Here is a 22,924-nt window from a genome sequence, read left to right as displayed (position 1 = left end):
AAAATGGAAGAGAGAATTCGCCAGTTGTTTGGCATAAGTATAGAAATGGCCATCGCCGTAGCTGATACACTATCTCCCGATATCGCAAGGGCTGGGAAGCGTCTCGTAGACTGCTTATTAAATGATAATAAAATTTTACTTTGTGGCAATGGCGGGTCTGCGGCAAATTGTTTTCATTTTGCTTCAGCAATGATTAATTGTTATGAGGTGGAAAGACCGCCTTTACCCGTAATCGCACTGACCAATGATTTTGGTTCACTATCCGCAATAGCAAATATGGGAAATGCCGACCATATTTTTTCCCGCCAAATTCAGGCATTAGGCCAGGAAGGAGATGTTCTTATTGTGCTTTCAACGAATGGCAATTCAAATAACTTATTGCAAGCCATAGGCGCTGCTAATGATCGCGGGATGGATACCATTGCTCTTAATGGGAGAGACGGGGGCGTATTAACAAATCATTTAGGTCCCGAAGATATTGAATTGCGTGTCCCTGGAGATAGTGCGGCTCAAATTCGAGAAACGCACCTGTTTATATTACATTGTTTTTGTGATTTGATTGATCAATCATTATTTGGCCAAATGCTGGGGTAGAAAATGAATAAAAAAATAATTCTTGTATTAATCAGTAGTTTATTGGCGGGTTGTGTTGCTGCGGTCGTGGTTGGCGCTGCTGGTCTGGTAGTTTATGACCGTCGTAGTGTATTTACCATAGAAAATGATGCGCGTATTTTTTATCAAGTAAACAAAAATATCGCCGGCGACCCTCAGTTTAAAGGTTCTCATATAGTTATTAGTAGTTTTAACCAGTCTGTACTTTTGGTGGGAGAGGTACCAACTACATACCTGAAAGATGAAGCGGCTAAAATCGCAAAAACAACACCTAATGTATATAGAGTCTATAATCAAATTTCTATTGAAAATCCAACCACTATCGCTCAACGCAGTAAAGATACATGGATTACAGGGCAAGTAAGGGCGGAAATGCTGACTAAAAAAGGTTTGGAATCTGGTTCCATTCGCGTGGTTACTGAAAATTCGGTGGTTTATTTATTAGGAATTGTAACTAAAGAACAATCTGGCTTAGCTGTAGATGTAGCCAGACAAGTTCCCGGGGTTACCAAGGTAGTGAAAGTGTTTCGGTATATTATGTAATGAATTTAAAGGGCTACTTTAAATTATTTATTATTTTGCTGATGCTTACTCTCGTGCCTGGATGTCTTGGTACTATCTGGACAGGTGCTAATCTTTTTTATGATCGGCACAGCACATATAAAAAAATTAACGATTTTACTTTAAGCGCTGCTGCCAATCACGCCGTTTTTAAAGATAAGATGCTAAACTGTGACCTTTGCGTTATTGATATCGCCGTATTTAATGGCGATATTTTGCTATCAGGGCATGTGCCTTCCGAAACTTTACGGCAAGAAGCGGTTAATCGTGTAAAGTCAGTTGATGGCTATCGAAGAATTTTTAATCAACTTAGTATCCGTGATGACACCAATGATACAGTAGAAGATACGTGGATTACCGGAAAAATTCGTAGTCAAATCATAGCTGACGCAGATATAGATCCTAACCGATTTAAAATTGTAACTTCTGATTGTATTGTTTACTTAATGGGTGATGTGCTGCCTGAGCAAGCCAAAAAGGTGATTCAAATTGCACAAGAGACAAGAGGAGTTCGCAGGGTAGTTACTCTATTTAAATATTATACCTTGACCGAATCAAACAAGATTGTGCAAAATAAAAATGGCCTGAACAAATTCAGGCCATCTGCTGCTCTTCCCAATCAGGAAAGTGGCTAACCTGATGTGGATACTTATACTTTATCAATGGAATCGTCCTTTATCCAGTCGTTTACGCATTTTTCGTAATTTAAACTTGCGAAGGCACCTGCCTGTTGATTTTTTTTATTTATTTTCAAAGGGATAGTGTTTTTTTAAGAAATGCAGGTTAGAAAAGTTTGGACTAAAGGCATTAATATGTATAAGAATGCAACATTGGCGTTGCTTATCCACATTGATTACTTTATAATCCGCGCGAACGAATGGGTGGAAAAGTGAAAAATTTGCAAGGTTTGCATAAAGCATATTTGTTATTTGCTTGGCAATTTGGATTTACCTTGCTTATTGCGGCAGTAATGTTTGTCTGGTTGGGAAAGATAGCCAGCCTTTCAGCTATTTATGGCGGTCTGGTAAGCATTGTACCTTCCCTTTTTTTTGCCAGAACATTATTTCGCTATCAGGGAGCAAGGGCAGCAAAACAAATTGTTAACAGTTTCTACAAAGGCGAATTGTTAAAGATTTTTTTGTCTATACTATTGTTTGCCTTGGTTTTCCTGTGTTTTTCGGTAAACCCCTTGGTTTTTTTTGTTTCTTATATTTTGGTGCAAATGGTATTTTGGTTTGCGCCTTTGATTTTTGTTAATAATAAGCGGATAGGCCGAGAAAGTGACTGAAATGATATCAAACACTGATTATATTAAGCATCACCTAACCTATTTAACCTTCGACCTCAAAAATATGAGTTTTGGGTCACAAGGTGGTTTTTGGACCGTCAACTTAGATACTCTCTTTTTCTCGGTTGTTTTAGGTATTTTTGCGCTGGCAATTTTATATTTCGGTGCGCGACGAGTAACGACCGGAGTGCCTGGAAAATTACAAAATTTTTCAGAATTAATGCTTTCTTTTGCTGACAATCAGGTGAAAGATTGTTTTCATGGTAGAAATAAATTAATTGGTCCTTTAGCACTTACTATATTCATATGGGTTTTTCTCATGAACTTTATGGATATAGTGCCAGTTGATATTTTGCCTGCTATTGCGCAATTATTTGGCATTCATTATTTGAAAGTTGTGCCCACTAATGATTTGAATTTAACGTTCTCGCTCTCATTGTCTGTATTTATTTTAATTTTGTATTACAGTATTAAAATCAAAGGTCCCAAAGGTTTTATTAAAGAATTAACCTTGCAACCTTTTAATAACCCAATTTTTATACCATTTAACTTATTGCTCGAGTTGGTTGGTTTAATCGCTAAACCTATTTCCCTGGCGCTTCGTTTATTTGGGAACTTATATGCGGGCGAGTTAATATTTATTTTGATTGCCCTGCTTACACTACATGCTTCTGCTGATAGTAATGTGGCAACTACTGCTACCTTATCAGTGGCGCAATTTCTACTATCTTTAGGCTGGTCAATTTTTCACATATTGGTTATTACCTTACAAGCTTTTATTTTCATGGTGTTAACAATTGTTTATTTAAGTTTGGCGCATGAAGATCATTAGGAGTTTTTAGGTTTATTTTATGTTATCTGTCATTCCCGCAAAGGCGGGAATCCATTGTATAAGTATACTGTGGAATTAAAAGGGGTCCTCGCCTTCTCGGGAATGACATTCAGTTGGAAACGACATAAAAGATTGAAGATTTATTTTTAAACATTGTCCATTAAGGGGATTTATATGAATGCTGCAAATTTAATCGCACAAGTACAAGGCATGACTGTTATTGCAGTTGCTTTGCTAATTGGCTTAGGTGCTCTTGGAACGGCTATTGGTTTCGGTTTATTAGGCGGTAAATTCTTAGAGGGTTCTGCTCGTCAACCTGAAATGGTTCCCATGTTACAGGTAAAAATGTTTATTGTTGCAGGTCTTCTTGACGCGGTAACAATGATTGGGGTAGGTATTGCATTGTTCTTTACCTTTGCAAATCCTTTCCTAAATAACTTGGGTTCTTGATAACACTTGTTGGGGCGCAAGCCCCTTTCTGTTAACAGGAGAGATACCTTGGATATTAATTTTACGTTGGTAATTCAAATGCTGGTATTTGCCGCATTTGTTTGGTTCACCATGAAGTTTGTGTGGCCACCACTCACCAAAGCTTTGGAAGAAAGACAAGATAAAATCGCAGATGGCCTTGCCGCAGCAGAGCGTGGTCGCCGTGAGTTAGACTTGGCTCAGCATCGTATTAAAGACGAATTAAAGCAGGCTAAGGTACAAGCGGCTGAAATTGTTGAAAAAGCAACGCGACGCGCAGCGCAAATCGTCGAAGAGGCGAAAAATGAAGCACGTCATGAAGCACAACAATTAGCTAAAATGGCTCAAGAACAAATTTCGCAAGAAGTTAATCGCGCGAAAGACAATTTACGCAAGCAGGTTGCTACGTTAGCTGTTGCCGGTGCTGAGAAAATTTTGATGCGCGAGATCGATCAGAAGGCAAACAGTCAATTGTTGGATAGTTTAATAGAAGAGATTTAAGAATGTCCGATAACACAACTATTGCAAGACCTTATGCGAAAGCAGTTTTTGAATATGCTGAAAATGCTAAGCAGTTGTCCGCTTGGTCTGGTATTCTGCAGAATTTGGCGGATATTACTCAGAACCCAGATATTCGAGAGTTTATCGAAAATCCTGCGACAAGTAAGCAACAACAAATTAAATTGGTATCGGAACTTTTAGCCAAATTAAATAAAGAAAGCAGCGCGAATGAAGCGGTGGGTAATTTTATCCAAATGCTTGCTCAAAATAAGCGTTTGCCTATTTTAACGGATATCAGTGTGCAATTTGAAATTTTGCGAGCCGAACAAGAGAAAACAATGGCGGTTACCGTGATTAGTTTTTCGCCTTTATCTGCCTCGCAAGAAAAAAATCTTACTGATTCATTACAAAAACGCTTACAAAGAAAGGTATCTCTGGATATAAGTATTGACCCTGCCCTGCTAGGCGGAGCCGTTATTTATGCAGGCGACTTGGTTATTGATGGCTCGGTTCGAGGTAGATTAAATAAACTAGAATCCGATTTGGCCGCGTAAGAAAAGAGGATAATTCCATGTCAGAACAAATAGCTTTAAACCCATCTGAAATCAGCGAATTAATCAGAAAGAAAATTGAAGAATTCAATGTTGTTTCTGAGGCGCGTAATGAAGGTACAATCGTTAGTTTAAAAGACGGTATTGTACGTTTGCACGGCTTGGCGGATGTAATGTTAGGGGAAATGATTGAATTTCCTAACGGTATTTATGGATTAGCGCTTAACTTAGAGCGTGACTCGGTTGGAGCGGTAATTTTAGGTGATGCTAGCTCATTGTCTGAAGGACAGAAAGGTAAATGTACCGGCCGAATTCTTGAAGTACCCGTAGGTGAGGCTTTATTAGGCCGTGTGGTTGATGCCTTAGGTAATCCTATTGATGGTAAAGGCCCCATCCACGCTGAAAAGCACTCCCCCATTGAAAAAGTAGCTCCTGGGGTTATTTCTCGTAAATCAGTAGATCAACCCGTACAAACTGGATTAAAAGCGGTTGACGCGATGATTCCGGTAGGCCGTGGTCAACGTGAGTTAATCATTGGTGATAGACAAACCGGTAAATCAGCTATTGCTATTGACGCCATTATTAATCAAAAAGGCACTGGGATTAAGTGTATTTATGTTGCTATTGGTCAAAAAGCTTCTTCTATCGCAGCGATTGTACGCAAGTTAGAAGAACACGGTGCAATGGAACATACTATCGTTGTAGTTGCATCGGCTGCTGACTCTGCGGCGCTTCAGTTTATCGCTCCTTATGCTGGCTGTAGCATGGGTGAGTTTTTCATGGAACGTGGCGAAGATGCATTGATTGTTTATGATGACTTAACTAAGCAAGCTTGGGCATATAGACAAATTTCCTTGTTGCTACGTCGTCCACCCGGCCGTGAAGCGTATCCTGGTGATATTTTCTATTTGCATTCACGTTTGCTAGAAAGAGCGGCGCGTATCAATGAAGAAGAAGTAGAAAAATTGACTAACGGTAAAGTAAAAGGAAAAACAGGTTCATTAACAGCATTGCCGATTATTGAGACACAGGCAGGTGACGTTTCTGCATTCGTGCCTACCAACGTAATCTCTATTACGGATGGTCAGATTTTCCTTGATGTTGATTTATTCAACTCTGGTATTCGCCCTGCAATTAACTCCGGTTTGTCGGTATCGCGTGTAGGTGGAGCTGCGCAAACCAAAATTATGAAAAAGCTTGGTGGTGGTACTCGTTTGGCACTTGCACAATTCCGTGAGTTAGAAGCCTTCTCGCAATTTGCTTCTGATTTGGATGAGGCGACCCGTAAGCAATTAGAGCGCGGCCAAAGAATCACCGAGTTAATGAAGCAAAAGCAATACGCTCCTTATTCCGTTGCTGAAATGTCTGTTACTTTATTTACGGTAGAGAAGGGATATTTAGATGATGTGCCAGTAGCTGAAATAAGTAGTTTTGAAGCTGCTTTGTTAGGCTATATGCGTTCTTCGCATGCAGCGCTATTAGAGAAAATTAACCAAAGCGGTGCATATAATGATGAAATTGAAGCCCAGCTAAAAACAGCAGTTGAAGAGTTCAAAAGAACCGGTAGTTGGTAACAATTAATCAATAATACGAGCTTTTAGGTCTTTTCTGTCAAGATAAGACCTAAAAATTAAAAGCGTTATAAAACGCAAAAAGGTGAAGCAAGATTATGGCTGGTGCTAAAGAGATCCGTTCAAAAATTGCAAGTATTAAAAATACGCAAAAAATTACTCGCGCCATGGAAATGGTTGCAGCAAGCAAGATGCGCAAGACACAAGAAAGAATGCGCGCATCCAAGCCCTATGCAACGAAAATCTATGACGTGGTAAAGCATATTGCACGTGCTAATTCAGAGTATCACCACCCTTTTATGCGCGCCCGCGAAATTAAGAGGGTAGGTTATATTGTAGTAACAACCGATCGCGGCTTGTGCGGTGGCTTAAATGTTAACTTGCTACGCGAAACGGTGGGACAATTACGTTCTGAACAGAGCGAAGGTAAAGAAATCGACCTGTGTATTTTTGGTCGTAAAGGAAAAGCTTTTTTTAAACGCACAGGCGGACATATTATCGCTTCGCTAGACCATTTAGGAGACACTCCTAGCATGGGCGATTTAATTGGTGCGGTAAAAGTTATGATTGACGCTTTTTACAAGGGCGAAATTGATGCACTAAGTATTGTGTATAATGAATTTGTTAACACAATGACGCAACGTCCAACGGTAAAACAATTATTACCTTTACCTATTTCTGAAGAAGACACTAGCAAATTAGGCCATCATTGGGATTATATATATGAGCCTGATGCAAAAGAGTTATTAGATGAGTTGCTAGAACGCTATATTGAATTACAAGTTTACCAAGCTGTTGTCGAAAATATTGCCTGTGAGCAAGCTGCCAAGATGATAGCAATGAAAAGTGCAACTGATAACGCAGGTGAACTCATTAAAGAATTTCAATTGGCTTATAACAAAGCCCGGCAAGCCGCGATTACCCAAGAATTGGCGGAAATTGTCGGTGGTGCAGACGCTTTATAAGAGGGTAGTGTAATGAGCTTAGGAACAGTAGTACAAGTAATTGGTGCGGTAGTAGATGTGGAATTCCCACGTGATAAGGTACCGAATATTAATGATGCACTTAAACTGGTAGATGGTGACTTGGTATTTGAAGTGCAGCAACAGTTAGGTGATGGTATTGTCCGTACTATCGCTATGGGAAGTAGTGATGGTTTGCGCCGTGGTGAGAAAGCACTAAATACCGGTAATCCTATTCAAGTACCTGTGGGTAAAAAAACGTTAGGTCGCATTATGGACGTTTTAGGACGTCCGGTTGATGACGCGGGTCCTGTGGACGCGGAAGAATATTGGTCTATTCATAGAATGGCACCTAGCTATGAAGAGCAGGCAGGCAGCCAGGAATTATTAGAAACGGGTATTAAGGTTATTGATTTGCTTTGTCCTTTCGCTAAAGGGGGTAAAGTAGGTTTGTTCGGGGGTGCCGGAGTAGGTAAAACCGTTAACATGATGGAATTAATCCGTAATATTGCGATTGAACATAGCGGATACTCTGTATTTGCCGGTGTGGGCGAGCGTACTCGTGAAGGTAATGACTTCTATCATGAAATGAAAGACTCCAATGTATTGGACAAAGTTTCTCTGGTTTACGGACAAATGAACGAGCCACCAGGCAACCGTTTACGTGTAGCTTTAACTGGCTTGACTATGGCGGAGAAATTCCGTGATGAAGGGCGTGACGTATTGTTATTCATTGACAATATTTATCGTTATACTTTGGCCGGGGTGGAAGTATCTGCTTTATTGGGTCGTATGCCTTCTGCAGTAGGTTATCAACCTACATTGGCTGAAGAAATGGGTATGTTGCAAGAGCGTATTACTTCAACGAAAACGGGATCGATTACTTCTATTCAAGCAGTATACGTACCTGCAGACGACTTAACCGACCCTTCGCCAGCAACTACTTTTGCGCATTTGGACGCCACGGTTGTATTGTCACGACAAATTGCTGAGTTAGGTATTTACCCTGCAGTAGATCCTCTTGATTCAACTTCAAGACAATTAGATCCGCTGATTGTAGGTCAAGAACATTATGATACTGCAAGACGCGTGCAGCAAACCTTGCAACGCTATAAAGAGTTAAAAGATATTATTGCGATTTTAGGAATGGATGAATTATCTGAAGAAGATAAGCGTGTAGTTTCCCGTGCGCGTAAGATTCAACGTTTCTTATCACAACCGTTCTTCGTTGCCGAAGTATTTACTGGTTCTCCTGGTAAGTATGTGTCACTAAAAGATACCATCAAAGGATTCCAGGGAATTCTCTCAGGTGAGTATGATGATCTTCCTGAGCAAGCATTCTATATGGTTGGTAACATTGAAGAAGCGGTTGCCAAAGCGAAAACTCTATGAGGCAATCAGACATGGCAATAACAACACATTTAGATATTGTTAGCGCTGAGAAGGAAATTTTTTCTGGTATCGTGGAAATGGTAGTGGCTACGGGGGAGTTAGGTGAAGTAGGCGTAATTCCCGGTCATGCTCCATTGTTAACTCTTTTAAAGCCAGGAGAAGTTCGCGTTACTTTGCCTGGCGGTGAACAAGAGGTCTACTATATTTCTGGCGGTATGTTGGAAGTACAACCTTACAACGTAACGGTTCTTGCTGACGCAGTTGAGCGTGCAGAATTTTTAGATGAATCAGCCGCCCTGGCCGCGAAAGCCAAAGCTGAAGCGATGATTAGCAGCAAAGATTCTGAAATTGATTATTCAGTAGCAGCTACAGAACTTGCACGTGCTGTCGCACAGATTAGAGCGATTCAGAAAGTCCGCAAGAAAATGAAGTAATTATTCTTCTATAAAAATTCCTGCTACCTCACAGCATTGCGCGGAAATTCAAATTTTCCGCTCCCCTCACGGTCGCGGCTCGGAGAAACTGAGCCGCACCGTAAGCAAGCGGAAAATTTGGTTAATGGTCGTCGATTCTTGTACCCTTCTTTTTCCCTCTAGTCTTCTCCACATGCGTGTCAACAATTTCCACATCTACCACCACCGGCCCTGCACCATGTATTTCTTCTCGTAAAGTGGACATCTTACCAAAAAGGAAAAATATTTCTGCAGTTAAAAAAAGCGGAGAGAGAAGTGTATGCCATAAATTAGTTCTAAGTGAGGGATAGCGTCCTTCCATTAAATGTCCTATTACGTGCAACAGTATGCCTACGATTAAGAGTATTAGAAAAGTCCAAATAGAAAAGACCGTGGGTCCTCCATATCCAATCGTGTTTGCAATCCATAATAGAATAATAAATAGAGGCGTTACCGTTAAGGCAATTAACCAATTGAGTCGGAAATAATAGATAAGAACGAGTAAGACCAAAATGTCAGTTAAGGTAATTTCAAAAACACCGGGCATGAATACATGAATAAAATTGAAGAAAACCATAAAAGCTAACAAAAGAAGTATTATGCTTGCCATATGAACATAACGAGCATAAGGATTTCTATGATATTGCGCGTACTCACGAGCTTGCAAAATAAAAGGGATCATCATTAACTTCCTGTTTAAGAGAGATAAAATAAAAATAGCACATAAGGTGGGGAATTACCTGCGGATTTCTTTTGCTATCTAGAATTAAGGTGAGTGGAAGCCGCAAGGCCAACAATTTTTGCAAGATCGTTTGTTTGGGTCGTGCGGCGAGCAACGCTTGCTTTGTAACGTTACATGGTTATTTTCAATATTAAAAAAAGAACATTCCCTGCCCCCTGGGCACCTGGGATATAAGTAATACCTAAGGCTGTTTTTCGATAATTTAACGAAAGCCAGGGCAAGGCTCCCGGGAATGGAATTCCCTGAAAAATATCGGGGCGCGCAGTAACAAACGCCGATACCCCGGCCCCGATTTTACTGTTTTCGGTAACGTCAAACATTTTTAAGTAAGCATAACCCGCAATAGGCTCCACGTTTTTATGAGAGTCAAGAAAAGCAAAACTGTAGACTCCATGCCAATTTCCCTTCTCGTCGTATAAACCCTTTCCTAGGCCGCCTCCCCAAGCCGCTTCATTGTATGTTTTTAATTTTTCTTCGGAGTAAGTAAAACGGTTATGCCATGCGTAACCGGAAAGATAAATCTCACCATCTCCTTCAGTGAAAATCTGGTGAATACGTTCACAAGCAGGTTTGAACCAGGAAGCCCAGCCTTGGCAGCCGAGAGCAGAAAATGAAGGAGCGCAATAGAATAGTGAAAATAACAGGAGTAATTTTTTCACAATTTCTTGCAGCAGAGGTTTAATAACCCACTGATTTAATGATAAAGTTTTAATTTGCCTATTCCATTAAATGCATGAACACGTATATTAATAATAAAGCAATATTAAATGCAATTTTACTGTAGATAAAACATGGACTTGTTACGAAAAAAGGATGTAAAAGCTTTATGTGATACGGAGACGCATTTATTAAAGTGTCTTACAGCGTTTGATCTTACTCTTTTAGGTATTGGCGCTATTATTGGCGCGGGTATTTTCGTACTTACTGGTATTGTTGCTGCAACGCAAACAGGTCCCGCTATTGTCTTTTCCTATGTTATGGCTGGTTTGGCTTGTGCTTTCTCGGCGCTTTCTTATGCAGAATTGGCCGCCTCTATTGGAGGCTGCGGTAGTGCTTATGGATATGCCTATGCCGGCTTTGGAGAGGTTATAGCCTGGATTGTAGGCTGGGATTTATTATTAGAATACTCTATCGCTGTGTCTGCCGTATCGGTGGGTTGGAGTAGTTATTTTAATGATTTGCTTTTAGCTATTAAAGTAAATATTCCTTTGTTCTTGCTGCATGGACCGTTGGATGTTAATCCTGGTTACTTAAATATTTTAGCACTCTTAATTGTTGTTACCTTATCACTGTTGCTGATCATGGGAGTTAAATCCAGCTCGCGAGTTAATAATTTAATGGTGCTTATCAAGTTATCTGTAATTTTTTTATTTATTGTGATTGCTTGTTTAGAAGTTAAGCCTACGTATTGGACTCCTTTTGCTCCCTATGGCTGGCAAGGGATTATGGAAGGAGCTTCTTTAATATTTTTTGCCTATGTAGGGTTTGATGCCGTATCCACTGCCGCAGAAGAGGCCATAGATCCACAACGTTCTTTACCTATTGGGATTATCTTCTCTTTATTTATATGTACGGTTTTGTATATTGTTGTGTCAGGATTGCTGACAGGGATTATTCCTTATCCAGAGCTTAATGTTGCGTCCCCTATAAGCCATGCCTTATTAAAGTTAGGATATAAAATGGCGGCAGGTCTAGTAGGGGTGGGTGCTATAGCGGGTTTAACCACCGTGATGTTAGTCCTTTTTTATGGCTTAAGCCGTGTTTTCTTCGCAATGGCAAGAGATGGTTTATTACCCCGTTTTTTTGCAGTAACTAACGAAAATACAAAAACTCCCGTCAGAATAATTGTGTTATGCGGAATGATTATGGCTACCATATCAGCCTTTGTTCCCATTGGTGATTTAGCGGAATTAGTTAATATAGGAACTTTATTTGCATTTATGGTGGTATGCACAGGAGTCATCATTTTGCATTACCGGGAACCTGACTTACCCAGACCCTTCAAGACGCCTCTGATGCCTTATATACCCATCCTGGGAATACTAAGCTGTGCATACTTAATTGTCCATTTGCCCTGGCTAACTTTGTTGCGTTTTGTTATTTGGATGGCGATGGGCATGGTTATTTATTTTTCTTTTAGTATAAAAAATAGCGTGCTGTGTAAGGAAAGTTAACGGATAGTTACATACATTAAGGCAGAAACTAATGCCGAGGCGGGGACTGTAAGTAACCAGGTTAAAAAAATTACTTTTAAAATGGGCCAATGAATCCCTCCTGTTCCGGTGACTAAACCTACCCCCGCAATAGAGCCAGTTACTGTTTGTGTAGTGGATACGGGTATTCCTAATTCAGTAGCAGTAAAAATTATGCTTGCTGCCCCAGCCTCTGCTGCACAGCCCCTAAAGGTATTTAATTTTGTAATCTTGGTGCCCATGGTATGCACAATTCGCCACCCTCCGGCTAAGGTTCCAAGACTGATAACCATTTGACATGACAAGACCACCCAAAAAGGTATATAAAAATGAGCGCCTATCCAACCTGCTGAGAAAAGAACCATAGCGATAATTCCCATAGTTTTTTGCGCATCATTTCCCCCATGCGTTATGCTTAAAAAAGCGGAAGAAATTAATTGGAATATTTTGAAAATCTTTAAATGTTCTTCCTCTTGCTTTAATAGAGTTTTTTTTAAAAAGAAAGTGATAATTAAGCTGACGAATAGCCCTAGAAAAGGTGATATAATAATTCCTATGCCAACTTTAATAAAACCAGCCGGTTTCAAACTGGTTATTCCCGCTTTTATGAGTGCGGCTCCAGCCAGGCCTCCAATTAAAGCATGAGAAGAGCTAGAAGGTATCCCATAATACCAACTTAATAAATTCCAAAAAATCGCCCCTAGAAGAGCAGAAAGAAGAAAAGGGACGTCTACGATTTCCAGGTCGATTAAATCCTTGCCGATAGTATTCGCTACCATCAAATGAAAAAATAAAAATGCGATAAAATTAAAAAAAGCAGCCCAAATTACTGCTTGGGTAGGGGTGAGTACACCTGTGGTAACAATAGTCGCTATGGAATTCGCGGCATCGTGAAATCCATTAATAAAATCAAAAAGAAAAGCAATAAAAATTACAAATAGAATAAAAAAGGTCCCTTGCTCCATGAGATTACTCTCCGCTTTTAGGGCACAGGAAAATATTTTATACCTAAGAAACTACAAAATGCTATTTTGTTTTTAAAGTAGGTTGGCGCCGATAGGCTCAACATTCATTAGCGAGAGCGTTTGTTGGGCCTCGGCGCCAACCTACTTTTTGTGAAGAACAACCAGCCACTTAGTTCGTTAAGCCTTGAAATTTAAATATAGTAGCTAGTTTTAGTCATTACTTTGGACATTAGCCGCATTAGCTCTTGAATGGGCCGCGGTAGCTCTTTTGCTCCAGCTTTTCTTGCTAATTCTGCATGCTGTATTTCTTCTTCTTGCATCTTTTTCAGAATGATTTGCGTTTTCTCATCCAGCTTTGGTAATTTTTGTATATGATCTTCTAGGTGTGCAGTAACCTGGCGCTCTGTTTCTACTACAAAGCCTAAGCTCCACTGATCGCCAGCAAGTCCTGCCAAAGCGCCAATTAAAAATGACTGTGTATACCATATAAGATTTAGTATGCTAGGTTGACTTCCTAATTCGTTAAGTCGAAGTTCGCACCAGCCTAAGTGATCAACTTCTTCTCTAGCGGCCTTTTCCATTTGTTTTCGGGTGCCTGGTAGTTTTGCGGTTAAAGCTTGTCCCTGATAGAGCGCTTGCGCGCACACTTCTCCCGCATGATTGACTCGCATAAGTCCAGCTACGTGTTTTTTTTCCGCATGATTTAATTGGGGTTCAGGCATGTTAAGGGCGGGGCTAGAGCGCTCGACAAACCTGTTTTGTGGAACAAAAACACTGCGTAACAAGCTATCAAAGTTAATTATAAGCTCTTCAACCGGTTTAAAAATTTTCATATTACTACTCATCAAGATTTGTCGTTTGCCACCACGGAAATACTACTACCTACCCCATTTGCCTTTATTTTGGGATTATACATCGATTCTGCCTGAATTGCCGGAACAGTAAATGTCCCGACATTCGTTGCTTTTATTCGATAAACAATTTCACGGCTATTCGAATCAATACTGCCAAAAAATATGACACGGTCCTCTCTAATGTCAAAATAATCCATATACGTTATTTCCTTTTTGATGCTGTCTTGCACAACTTCGAATCCGCCCGGCAGCAGATCAAGAATGACGATATTGGACAGATAGTGTTCACTCAGGCCACGTATTTGGATGTGTACCTCGATTTCCTCTCCCAAACTAGTCGTGTTAATGACCTGACCCTCTTTAGAGCGATATTCACGATATACCTCGATACCTTGCGCTACACTCTCTTTGGGAATATTTTTATCAAAGCCGGACTCAGTAACTTGATAAAAATAATTTTTTCGCTGTTGATCCAGGAAAATTGCGGCGATTGCATTTTCACTTAAAGGGGCTACACCATAATTATCATTTAAGTTAAGAAGTGTAGGCTCATTATTATTAGCTAATTTTTGCGCGATACTTAAACCCGTCCAGGCATCCGTTTCCTTTGCGGCATAAGAACCTAACCCTAAAATGCCATAAGAAGAAAAGATAGTATTAATTTCATCGCTATTCAGTTTAGAAGTGATTTCTAATACTAAATTTTCATCTTGCTTCTCTAATAATGCAGGAAAATGGTTACCAAGCAAGTACAAGTATTGGGCGTTGGCAGAGTTTTGATCATAAAAATCGCTGTCAGATTGCCTAGAAGCATTAGGTTGATAGGCTCTAATTAACTGCTCTGCTTCTTTATCATTTTTGAGCAATTTAAATGAAGCAGCGATATAGGCTCCTATAATTTCTTGTTTCCAAGAAGGGTAAGACTTATCTAAATACAAAATGAGATTGGTTATATAGTTTGAAGTTACAACCTGGTTTCTGGTAAGAATGTATATAGCATAAGCTTGGTTGCGTGCCATTTCTAAACTGGTAGCGTTGGCAGAAGCGAGCTGCATTAAATAATCTAAACCTGCATCATACATCTCATCAGAAATAGAATATTCATACTCATACGCTTCGGTTAGAAAATGCATAGCATACACAGAAATGAATTGATTGTTTTGGTTGTCGATACTACCGGGCCAGTAAGTGAAACTACCATTGGTCATTTGTCTAAAAGCAAGAAGCGAAATGGTTTGCTTAACTTTCTCCTCTACCTCCTGAGGGTTGTCCGTTAACCAATGTTGATCGCCAATAATAAGTAATGGGAAAGCTTTACTGATGAGCTGCTCGGTACAACCATAGGGGAAGTTGTCGAGATAGCGTTGTAATCCAGCCGCCAAAATTAAAGGGCTGCTCGATAATGCCGCGGTAACGGTACGAAACTCAGGGTATAAAGCACGTCTGAGGTCCACTACCCTTTTTTCATCATTATCTCTTCCACTAATAACCGTGGTTGAAAACGCAGTTGCCGGGCGAATACTAAGAGAAGAAATAATAGAAGCTTCTTTATCACCTTTGCGAGTAGAAAAAGTAAGCGTTGCATTTCCCAGTTGATTAAGAGCGCGAAGTCGATACCGTATGACCGCTTCTTTGCCTGCAGGAATTATTATTTCATGAGGATTTTCTGTAACAACTTGTAACTCTGGAGAGACTTCGAGATTAACTCCTATAGGGTCTTCTCCTGCATTTTTTAAATTATTGGCGATACTTGCAGTAACCTCAAATTCGTCACCGGGACTGACGAAAGTAGGAACGTTGGGATTTATAATAAAATCACCTTTTACTTCCGCTTTCTTTTCAGAAGAGCCTACCGCATCCAGAGAAACTGCTACAGCCATGACGTGTAAAGTGCCATTAAAATAATCAGGAATAGGGTAAGAAACTTTGCGCACATTGGCGTCACTTTCTAAAAGCCCAGACCAAAAAACAACTGGTAAATCTGTTTTTCGTTTAAATGGATTCAAGTACTGCGAAAGGAGATCTTCTCCGCCGTCACCGCCTACCGAAGAGAGCTCTCTTTCGCGTATAAATTTGGGAAGAATCTGATCGACAGTTTGTTGCGTAATAACTTCCAATGCTCTTTTTTGAAAGAAAAAGGCTAAGGGCTCAGGCATTGCATAGCGAGCAACTTGCAAAATCCCTTCATCTACTGCAAAAACTATTATTTTTCCTGGCTTATCTGTTGCATATTCAATGGCAAAGTTATCTCCTGGCTTTGCTTCACTAGCTGTATTTAAAGTTATATTAACCTTGTGTATTTCGCTATCTACCGAGAAAGGCACGACACTATAACTCAATGGATTGATAAAAATCTCGGGAGAATTCCAATCTCTTACAAAAGCTACGTTGACATAACCGTTGCCTTGAAAATCTTCAGGAATATGAATGGTCTGTAATGAGCTTGTCGTTTCTGTCTTAAACCACTTACTGACATAAACTTTTTCTCGCTCAATAGTTATAAGTCCAGTGCCCACATAAGGAGCAGTTATTTGCAATTCAATATCTTCGCCTGCCGCATAAGCTTCTTTATTCAGCTTAACGCTTAGCTCGGCATTTCTAGCGAGTGATTGCTGGCTGTCGCCCACCACACTAAACTTAAGTTGACTGATTTCAGTATTATTCTTATCAAGAATATTGAGCGCATAATTACCAATGTTTTGTGTAGGTAGTGCATAGTTTAAACCCTGTTCAGTTAAAGTTAGTGGCTCTGTCTTAATAACTTTACTCTGCATTATGGATTGATATTGGTAAGTACCATCTGCTTTTTTTACCAAAGTGGAAACGGGTTGTAATGAGACTAACTGGATTTTCAGATCGGACAAAGCAATCGGATTTAATTGCGGGTTGATAGCTAAATAATTAACGCTTCTTTGGCTATTTTGTTTAATAAATTGCAAATCCCCATCGGACTTGAAGCCTATAAAGTATGGCAGTGGGCTTACTAATACAGAGGATTGGGTTGTTACACTTCTGCCTCCCTCGGCTTCAAATCCTTCGGCAAAAAAAGTGAGTTGGTAGCTTGCTTTGGCAAAACGTTGCAAGTTTAAGTTAAAAACTGTCTCGCCTTGCCCGTTTGTTTTTTGGTCCTTTAAAGTGTCGGTAAAAACCTTCCCCTGTTTTTTTGTGTCAAGAAGAGGGTCGAAAAAGATATATTCGGGATATTGAACAAAAGAAATAATTTTGGGCTCCAGAAGGATTCTAGCTGCAATTTTTCGGTCAGCGGCGGGAGCACCATAAAGATTCCATAAAACAACTTTAGCGAGTAAATTGTCAGGGGAGACCCAACCTTTATTGTCAATACTAGAAAAAGAAGATTGAATCCGCATCCTGTCGGGTTGGAATTCCGCCACTTTAAAATTAACGGACCCCAGATAATTCTCCGGGTGATCGTCTTTTACTAAGTACAGATTTGCATAATATTGGCCGGTTGGGGACGTTTCTTGTGTCAGGAAGTCATAGGTTAAATACCCCAGCTCGTCTACTGAAAACTTTTTATCAGAGACAACCGTTCCGCGTGGGTCACTAATAGATAGTTGGACCGTAAGTCCTGGAGGTTGTGCTGCTGCATATGCCTGCTTAAGAATAATACCAAGATGTGCAGTATCTCCAGGCCGGTATATCCCTCTGTCTGAAAATAAATAGGCGCTTAAACTATTTAATTCTTGGTTGCTCGTATACAGGCCGCCTACATCATAGCGAGAAAAATTTAATTGGCGATTACTGTTATTGTAAGGAATAAATGAAACGTCCGTACCCAATGCTGCTAAATAAACGACCGGTTCTTTTTCTTCAATATAATCTTTTAATGAGGGAAAATTTGCCCTGCCTTCCATATCTGTAGGAACAGAAAGAATAGGTAAACCATTTTTTCCCAAAACAGTAATGGTCACGTTTGCCTGCGGTATTCCTTGGCTAATGGATTGTACAAAAACATCATGGCTGCCATCCTGATTATCTTTCACAATCATGGCTAAATCAGTAATTAAAACGAGTCGATTAGCGCTCACATCAATCGGTTCGTTTTTTTCACTATCCCACCCTTGCGCGTGCAAGAGAAAGAGCCCTTGCGGTCCACCGCTATTAGCTGCATTCGCCAAGTATTTTTCAAAATCTAATGAAGTGTATTGTTGTTTATTATCGCTAGCATTAAATTGTTGGATTTCCGAAAAAATTTCACTGATATTTTGCTGGTTAAAATTAGAGTTAATAAAATAAGGGTTATTAAAATCACCTTGTGTTTGAGTTACTAATTGATTGATATCTTGAGGAAGTATACGAGCAAAGCTGAATTTAACAGCAGGAACCCCTCGAATTAAAGCAGATAGCTTTTTTTCACCGCTTAAAGAAAGTAAGGCTCCCTTATGGAGAAATCTGATTTCTTTAGGATATTCAGGAACCTTAATAATCGTTGCGAAGTTATTACTTAGTTTGAAGTTATCAAGTCCGCGCAAACCTTTATCTATTTTGACATAGGCATAGCGGGGAGTCTGTGCTGAAAATCGAAAGGTATGCAGGGTTGAATAATTAAACTCAGCAGGAATACTTTCTAAAGCCAGCGGTTGTGATAATGCTAATATCGTTGGATTTACTTCTCCTGGATTTGTCCACTCATAGTCTTTCCTCTCTTCATGAATTGCCGAGGCGGGGTAATCTTTTGGTAAAAGATATACATGCATATGTTGAAGAAGTTCTTTCTCGGTCACCCCCAGTGTCGTTTCCACAGCCAAAATTTGCTCTGGCCTATCTTGCGCGTCGCGAACTATTTCTCCTTTCGCCGCATTAATTTTTAAATAATTGCTAATATCAGGAATTAATAGGTTTTTAGATAAAGAAGCACCTAACTCTCCTTTACCAGTAGTAGGGTGTACTCCCGGCTTAACTTCTAAAATTAAATATTTGGGAGTGTCCGTTAAAGTGATGGGTTCGGAGCGTAAATAGGCAATTCGATTTTGCTTATCAAAGGTGATATTAAAGTGATAATATTTGGGTTCTATTTTTTGGTTCTTAAGAGCCTCCAAGCTGAGCACAGTATTTTTTTCCATGCTTTGCGGATCTACAGGGTAATTGAAGTGGATAGTGCCAACTGCTTGTCTTAATTTTGGGTCGACAGGATCTTGGTAGAAAGTAAAATCTGTAATTTTGGCCTGAAAGGACGGAGTGATAAAAGTATAAGCATAATCTTCCATGTGCGCATTTTTCGCAAAAAAATCCTTATTGAATCGAACGGTATATTTTTGCTCTGCGGGCCAATTATCGGTAGGGGAGAACAGAAGTTGATTATCATTAGACCAATACCATTTTCCCGGTATGGAGGGCGTTATCTCTACCCCCTTGGTTACCTCTTTCCCGACCAAATCAAGAGGTGCTACTGATTGCGGGGTCAATTCCTCTTGCCCTTCGGTTTTTAAGCCAAAGACAATGGTTAGGGGATCAGGCGGGGGGATTTCTTCTTCTTCAGTAATGAAGGGCGCCTTGGGAGTAGTGATATTGGCGGTAATTAATTGTGGTTTTGGTAATTGGCTATACCAATAATAAGTTCCCACTCCCATGCCTAATAAAACAAACAGGGTTATGAATGACGTCCAGAAAGCCTTAGGATGTGTTTTCGAACGGAGGCGAAAATAATTAATCCAGGGGGGGCTTGACCAGTTTATTCGGCCGAGGATGAGCGCGAAGAATGCGGCAACGCGGGTGAAAGGAGAAGAAGACTTGCTTTTATTCATATATAATCCTGGGGCGAATGAGGTTGTCTATGAAATTTTTTAAAATAATTAGCTTAACCCTTGTTGGATTATTTGTCAGTGGGCTATTAATACTTTTTTTCTTGCCTAAGCCTGCTTTGCTAGAGGGCATCCCATTTTCTTACGCCGTCTTTGATAAAAATAATGAGTTATTACGTCTTACCATCAGTCAGGACGAAAAATACCGTGTTTTTACCCCTCTGCAATCTTTTTCACCTTCACTGATCGAAGCAACGCTACTTCAAGAGGATCAGTATTTTTGGCAACACGTTGGTATTAATCCCTTAGCTATGGCTAAGGCCTTTTGGCAAACGTATGTTCTTCATACGCGAAGGTTTGGTGCTTCTACTATTACCATGCAAGTAGCCCGTTTGCGTTTTGACATTCAGTCAAAACATTGGGCAGGTAAATTAAAGCAAATTATTCGCGCCCTGCAATTAGAAATGCATTACAGTAAAGAAGAGATTCTTGAGGCGTATTTAAATCTTGCACCCTATGGCGGGAATATTGAAGGAGTAGGGGCAGCCAGTCTCATTTATTTTAATAAAAAGGTGAAAAATATTTCTCTTCCAGAGGCGCTCACGCTCAGCGTTATTCCCCAAAATCCCACAAAAAGAGTGCCTGACAAAATGGGAATGACTTCCGTTAGAAATAAATTATTTGACCGCTGGGTAAAATTACACCAAGAAGATAAAAACCAGACTTATTTATTTAAATTACCCGTGCAAATGCGCTCTCCTCGCCACCTTCCATTTGAAGCCCCTCATTTTACCAATGCAATTCTGATGGATAAAAATAAGCCCTCACTCAATGCCGTTACCACCTTGGATTTAAACTTACAACATGCTTTGGAGCATGTTTTGCAATCTTATACTCGCAGGACAAAAAATAAGGGAGTAAGTAATGCGGCATTAATGTTAGTGGATCGTCGCGATATGGAAATAAAAGCGTTGATAGGTTCGACTAATTTTTTTGATCCACGTATTCAAGGACAAATTAACGGAACGGCAATAAAACGATCGCCAGGCTCCACATTAAAACCATTTATTTATGCTTTAGCGCTTGACGAAGGGGTTATTCACCCTTACACCGTTTTAAAAGATGTATCCTCAAGTTTTTCAGGATATAACCCGGAAAATTTCGATTATGATTTTTTAGGCCCTGTACGCGCCAAAGATGCGCTTATTCTTAGTAGAAATATCCCTGCACTTTACCTTACCAATCAATTAAAAAAAAATACCCTGTATCAATTACTAGAAAAAGCGCAGGTAAGTGAATTAAAACCAGAAAATTATTATGGTTTAGCCCTTGCACTCGGGGGTGCAGAACTTACTATGCGAGAACTAATTGGTTTGTATCTCGCCTTGGTAAACGAGGGCCAGTGGAAGCCTATTCGAAAGTTTGTTAATGAGCCTCTTGGTAGTGGAGTACGTCTCTTTTCAAGAGAAGCCAGCTTTTTAGTATTAGATATGCTTAAAGACACTGTAAGACCTGATAATTTAGTTTTCTCCAATGCTAACTTTCCTATAGCCTGGAAAACAGGAACCTCTTCCGGGTTTAGGGATGCATGGACAGTAGGAGCGTTTGGGCCTTATGTGTTAGCAGTATGGTTAGGAAATTTTAATAATCAAAGTAACCAAGCGTTGGTAGGTAAAGATATCGCGGCTCCTTTATTTTTTGAAGTAATCGCTGCAGTTAAAGAAAATACAAAAGGAATGCCTCCATTGTCTCTTTCTTCTCGTGGGCTCAATTTAACGAAGGTAGCCGTTTGTAAAGCATCTGGTCTGCTGCCTACCCGCTATTGCCCGGAACTGGAAATGACTTGGTTTATTCCCGGAAGATCACCCATAAAAATTGATAATATTTATCGAGAAGTAGCAATTGATAGCAGAAGCGGATTACAAACCTGCCATCCCGATAAAGATACCCGTTTTGAAGTATACGAATTTTGGTCCACCGATCTGTTAAAAATTTTTAAACAAGCCGGGATTCAAAGGCGTATCCCTCCTCCTTTCATGAAAGGTTGTATAGTCCTTAACCCACGCGGTTTTGCACCGCAGATTACCTCATTACAAGAAGGCGTGCGCTATATAATTAATGCAAGAACACAAAAAACCATGGAAATTCCCTTATCTGCTACTACGGATGCAGATGTGCGCATGGTCTATTGGTTTATAAATGATACCTTTTTAGGAAAAACAGCCCCTTCAACCCCATTTATGTGGAACGCGAAATCCGGTAAATATGTTGTGCGTGTATTAGATGACCATGGTTTGTCTTCTGCTCGCGACATCACCATCCAGTTAGAAGGGTAAATTGGAAAAATAGAGTAGAATCCGGGAAATACTGTAGACAAAAAGATTCATGTTTGGAGCTTGTCTTAAAATAGCAATAGTTACAATCTATTTATTCGCTTCTAATCTGCGTAAAAAATTTAAGCTTGCCAACTAAAAAGATAAAACAGTTTTGATGAAAATAATTTCAAAACCTGTAAGATCGGATTTTTTGTGGAGATGTCCAAATGGTGAAATCACAACATGAAGAGTTACTGCTTCGTGCACAGTTTACTAAGTTGATAGTCCAGATACAAAGTAATATTGGGAAACTAGGCCAAATGAATATTAATCGGGATATTCTCACTGAACTCCATGACGACTTTTCTACGGCATACGATAAATATATAAAAAGCAAGCATAATCTGGAAGATTATTTGTACTTTAGGGCAAGGGCATTTCAGATTAAGAATCGCTTTTTAAATAATATGACTTCCTTCTCCCCTGACTTACAGCAAATTGTTGGTAACATTGTTTTAGCGATATTGGGTTTAGGCGTTATCTATGGTTTAGCTGTTGGTGTTAACTATTTGGTTAATGGCAAATTTTTATTCTTTCAACCTGAGCCAGTCCGCAGAGTTGAAGCTGTTTTTAATGCTGTCGATGCATTAAAAACAAATCCATTCGCTGCCCAATTGAGCACATAACTTTGAGATATATAATCCCGTCTTGTTGGATGAAACTTGTTGGCCATATAGGTTAAAATTATATGCCTCTTCAATAGTTAAACTATATACTGGCTCCAATTTTAAATTTAAGCGGGAATTATTATAAAAGAAAGCGGAATTATTAATGTAGGAAGTTAACATACTACGCAATAGAGCCGGTTTGCACCATTCATGCAAACCGGTAGGTATATTGAACC

General features: G+C 39.8%; 20 protein-coding genes. 15 read left to right on the top strand and 5 right to left on the bottom strand.

Annotated features, from left to right (window positions below):
• Positions 1 to 3 precede the first annotated feature (3 nt).
• The 12 genes from EL206_RS01050 to EL206_RS00995 all read left to right on the top strand — a co-directional run bounded on the left by EL206_RS01050 (position 4) and on the right by EL206_RS00995 (position 9,172).
• Positions 4 to 594 (top strand): D-sedoheptulose-7-phosphate isomerase, encoded by a 591-nt coding sequence (locus EL206_RS01050; protein WP_058463190.1) that lies wholly within the window; start codon positions 4 to 6, stop codon positions 592 to 594.
• A 3-nt stretch (positions 595 to 597) separates the two neighbouring features.
• Positions 598 to 1,155, top strand: coding sequence for a BON domain-containing protein (locus EL206_RS01045; protein WP_058463191.1), 558 nt, complete (start codon positions 598 to 600; stop codon positions 1,153 to 1,155).
• The gene (locus tag EL206_RS01040) at positions 1,155 to 1,808 is read left to right on the top strand and encodes a BON domain-containing protein (protein ID WP_065310977.1); all 654 of its coding nucleotides are present in this window, start codon (positions 1,155 to 1,157) and stop codon (positions 1,806 to 1,808) included. Before EL206_RS01045 ends, EL206_RS01040 begins: the two co-directional genes overlap by 1 nt.
• A 254-nt stretch (positions 1,809 to 2,062) precedes the next feature.
• On the top strand, positions 2,063 to 2,461 hold the full coding sequence (locus tag EL206_RS01035; RefSeq protein WP_232048486.1) for an ATP synthase subunit I: 399 nt from the start codon (positions 2,063 to 2,065) through the stop codon (positions 2,459 to 2,461).
• A gap of 1 nt (position 2,462) precedes the next feature.
• Positions 2,463 to 3,293 carry a F0F1 ATP synthase subunit A gene (gene atpB / locus EL206_RS01030; RefSeq protein WP_084758903.1) on the top strand — a complete coding sequence of 277 codons (831 nt, stop codon included), beginning with the start codon at positions 2,463 to 2,465 and terminating at the stop codon, positions 3,291 to 3,293.
• 174 nt (positions 3,294 to 3,467) lie between these two features.
• Positions 3,468 to 3,743, top strand: coding sequence for a F0F1 ATP synthase subunit C (atpE, locus tag EL206_RS01025; RefSeq protein WP_058463193.1), 276 nt, complete (start codon positions 3,468 to 3,470; stop codon positions 3,741 to 3,743).
• 48 nt (positions 3,744 to 3,791) lie between these two features.
• On the top strand, positions 3,792 to 4,262 hold the full coding sequence (locus tag EL206_RS01020) for a F0F1 ATP synthase subunit B (RefSeq protein ID WP_058463194.1): 471 nt from the start codon (positions 3,792 to 3,794) through the stop codon (positions 4,260 to 4,262).
• Positions 4,263 to 4,264: 2 nt separating this feature from the next.
• The gene (locus EL206_RS01015) at positions 4,265 to 4,816 is read left to right on the top strand and encodes a F0F1 ATP synthase subunit delta (protein WP_058463195.1); all 552 of its coding nucleotides are present in this window, start codon (positions 4,265 to 4,267) and stop codon (positions 4,814 to 4,816) included.
• Positions 4,817 to 4,833: 17 nt separating this feature from the next.
• Positions 4,834 to 6,387, top strand: a complete 1,554-nt coding sequence (gene atpA, locus EL206_RS01010; protein WP_058463196.1) for a F0F1 ATP synthase subunit alpha — start codon at positions 4,834 to 4,836, stop codon at positions 6,385 to 6,387.
• A 95-nt stretch (positions 6,388 to 6,482) separates the two neighbouring features.
• Positions 6,483 to 7,349, top strand: coding sequence for a F0F1 ATP synthase subunit gamma (gene atpG / locus EL206_RS01005; protein WP_058463197.1), 867 nt, complete (start codon positions 6,483 to 6,485; stop codon positions 7,347 to 7,349).
• A gap of 12 nt (positions 7,350 to 7,361) precedes the next feature.
• Complete coding sequence (gene atpD, locus EL206_RS01000; protein ID WP_058463198.1) at positions 7,362 to 8,738, top strand: F0F1 ATP synthase subunit beta; 1,377 nt, start codon at positions 7,362 to 7,364, stop codon at positions 8,736 to 8,738.
• Positions 8,739 to 8,749: 11 nt separating this feature from the next.
• Positions 8,750 to 9,172 (top strand): F0F1 ATP synthase subunit epsilon, encoded by a 423-nt coding sequence (locus tag EL206_RS00995; protein ID WP_058463257.1) that lies wholly within the window; start codon positions 8,750 to 8,752, stop codon positions 9,170 to 9,172.
• Positions 9,173 to 9,293: 121 nt separating this feature from the next.
• Here EL206_RS00995 and EL206_RS00990 read toward each other — a convergent pair whose 3' ends face one another.
• Together EL206_RS00990 and pagP are read right to left on the bottom strand one after the other, a co-directional pair.
• On the bottom strand, positions 9,294 to 9,875 hold the full coding sequence (locus EL206_RS00990; RefSeq protein WP_084758904.1) for an Mpo1-like protein: 582 nt from the start codon (positions 9,873 to 9,875) through the stop codon (positions 9,294 to 9,296).
• Between the two features lie 167 nt (positions 9,876 to 10,042).
• On the bottom strand, positions 10,043 to 10,591 hold the full coding sequence (gene pagP, locus EL206_RS00985) for a lipid IV(A) palmitoyltransferase PagP (protein ID WP_058463200.1): 549 nt from the start codon (positions 10,589 to 10,591) through the stop codon (positions 10,043 to 10,045).
• Positions 10,592 to 10,723: 132 nt separating this feature from the next.
• Here pagP and EL206_RS00980 point away from each other — a divergent pair, with 132 nt between their 5' ends.
• Positions 10,724 to 12,106: an amino acid permease gene (locus EL206_RS00980; RefSeq protein WP_058463201.1), complete on the top strand. Its 1,383-nt coding sequence runs from the start codon at positions 10,724 to 10,726 to the stop codon at positions 12,104 to 12,106.
• Here the strand turns inward: EL206_RS00980 and EL206_RS00975 are convergent.
• The 3 genes from EL206_RS00975 to EL206_RS00965 form a co-directional block, all read right to left on the bottom strand.
• Positions 12,103 to 13,089 carry an inorganic phosphate transporter gene (locus EL206_RS00975; RefSeq protein WP_058463202.1) on the bottom strand — a complete coding sequence of 329 codons (987 nt, stop codon included), beginning with the start codon at positions 13,087 to 13,089 and terminating at the stop codon, positions 12,103 to 12,105. The two genes, EL206_RS00980 and EL206_RS00975, sit on opposite strands and share 4 nt — an antisense overlap.
• Positions 13,090 to 13,280: 191 nt before the next feature.
• Positions 13,281 to 13,922 (bottom strand): 2-polyprenyl-3-methyl-6-methoxy-1,4-benzoquinone monooxygenase, encoded by a 642-nt coding sequence (gene coq7, locus EL206_RS00970; RefSeq protein WP_058463258.1) that lies wholly within the window; start codon positions 13,920 to 13,922, stop codon positions 13,281 to 13,283.
• An 11-nt stretch (positions 13,923 to 13,933) separates the two neighbouring features.
• On the bottom strand, positions 13,934 to 19,708 hold the full coding sequence (locus EL206_RS00965) for an alpha-2-macroglobulin (RefSeq protein ID WP_058463203.1): 5,775 nt from the start codon (positions 19,706 to 19,708) through the stop codon (positions 13,934 to 13,936).
• 29 nt (positions 19,709 to 19,737) lie between these two features.
• Here EL206_RS00965 and pbpC point away from each other — a divergent pair, with 29 nt between their 5' ends.
• Both pbpC and EL206_RS00955 read left to right on the top strand, forming a co-directional pair.
• A complete protein-coding gene (gene pbpC / locus EL206_RS00960) occupies positions 19,738 to 22,041 on the top strand; it encodes a penicillin-binding protein 1C (protein ID WP_058463204.1) in 2,304 nt (767 codons plus the stop codon).
• Between the two features lie 206 nt (positions 22,042 to 22,247).
• Entirely contained in the window at positions 22,248 to 22,706 is a 459-nt protein-coding gene (locus EL206_RS00955; protein WP_058463205.1) for a hypothetical protein, read from the top strand.
• The last annotated feature ends 218 nt before the right edge of the window (positions 22,707 to 22,924 follow it).

Source organism: Legionella adelaidensis (assembly GCF_900637865.1).
Lineage (GTDB): Bacteria > Pseudomonadota > Gammaproteobacteria > Legionellales > Legionellaceae > Legionella_A > Legionella_A adelaidensis.
Note: the sequence above shows the minus strand (reverse complement) of the source record. Positions and strands in the feature narration are given on the sequence as shown.

What these genes read in the sequence shown, in the direction of transcription:
- EL206_RS01050 (WP_058463190.1), top strand. Translation starts at nt 4, where the DNA reads ATGGAAGAGAGAATTCGCCAGTTGTTTGGCATAAGTATAGAAATGGCC.
- EL206_RS01045 (WP_058463191.1), top strand. Translation starts at nt 598, where the DNA reads ATGAATAAAAAAATAATTCTTGTATTAATCAGTAGTTTATTGGCGGGT.
- EL206_RS01040 (WP_065310977.1), top strand. Translation starts at nt 1,155, where the DNA reads ATGAATTTAAAGGGCTACTTTAAATTATTTATTATTTTGCTGATGCTT.
- atpB (WP_084758903.1), top strand. Translation starts at nt 2,463, where the DNA reads ATGATATCAAACACTGATTATATTAAGCATCACCTAACCTATTTAACC.
- atpE (WP_058463193.1), top strand. Translation starts at nt 3,468, where the DNA reads ATGAATGCTGCAAATTTAATCGCACAAGTACAAGGCATGACTGTTATT.
- EL206_RS01015 (WP_058463195.1), top strand. Translation starts at nt 4,265, where the DNA reads ATGTCCGATAACACAACTATTGCAAGACCTTATGCGAAAGCAGTTTTT.
- atpA (WP_058463196.1), top strand. Translation starts at nt 4,834, where the DNA reads ATGTCAGAACAAATAGCTTTAAACCCATCTGAAATCAGCGAATTAATC.
- atpG (WP_058463197.1), top strand. Translation starts at nt 6,483, where the DNA reads ATGGCTGGTGCTAAAGAGATCCGTTCAAAAATTGCAAGTATTAAAAAT.
- atpD (WP_058463198.1), top strand. Translation starts at nt 7,362, where the DNA reads ATGAGCTTAGGAACAGTAGTACAAGTAATTGGTGCGGTAGTAGATGTG.
- EL206_RS00995 (WP_058463257.1), top strand. Translation starts at nt 8,750, where the DNA reads ATGGCAATAACAACACATTTAGATATTGTTAGCGCTGAGAAGGAAATT.
- EL206_RS00990 (WP_084758904.1), bottom strand. Translation starts at nt 9,875, where the DNA reads ATGATGATCCCTTTTATTTTGCAAGCTCGTGAGTACGCGCAATATCAT.
- EL206_RS00980 (WP_058463201.1), top strand. Translation starts at nt 10,724, where the DNA reads ATGGACTTGTTACGAAAAAAGGATGTAAAAGCTTTATGTGATACGGAG.
- EL206_RS00975 (WP_058463202.1), bottom strand. Translation starts at nt 13,089, where the DNA reads ATGGAGCAAGGGACCTTTTTTATTCTATTTGTAATTTTTATTGCTTTT.
- coq7 (WP_058463258.1), bottom strand. Translation starts at nt 13,922, where the DNA reads ATGAAAATTTTTAAACCGGTTGAAGAGCTTATAATTAACTTTGATAGC.
- EL206_RS00965 (WP_058463203.1), bottom strand. Translation starts at nt 19,708, where the DNA reads ATGAATAAAAGCAAGTCTTCTTCTCCTTTCACCCGCGTTGCCGCATTC.
- pbpC (WP_058463204.1), top strand. Translation starts at nt 19,738, where the DNA reads ATGAAATTTTTTAAAATAATTAGCTTAACCCTTGTTGGATTATTTGTC.
- EL206_RS00955 (WP_058463205.1), top strand. Translation starts at nt 22,248, where the DNA reads ATGGTGAAATCACAACATGAAGAGTTACTGCTTCGTGCACAGTTTACT.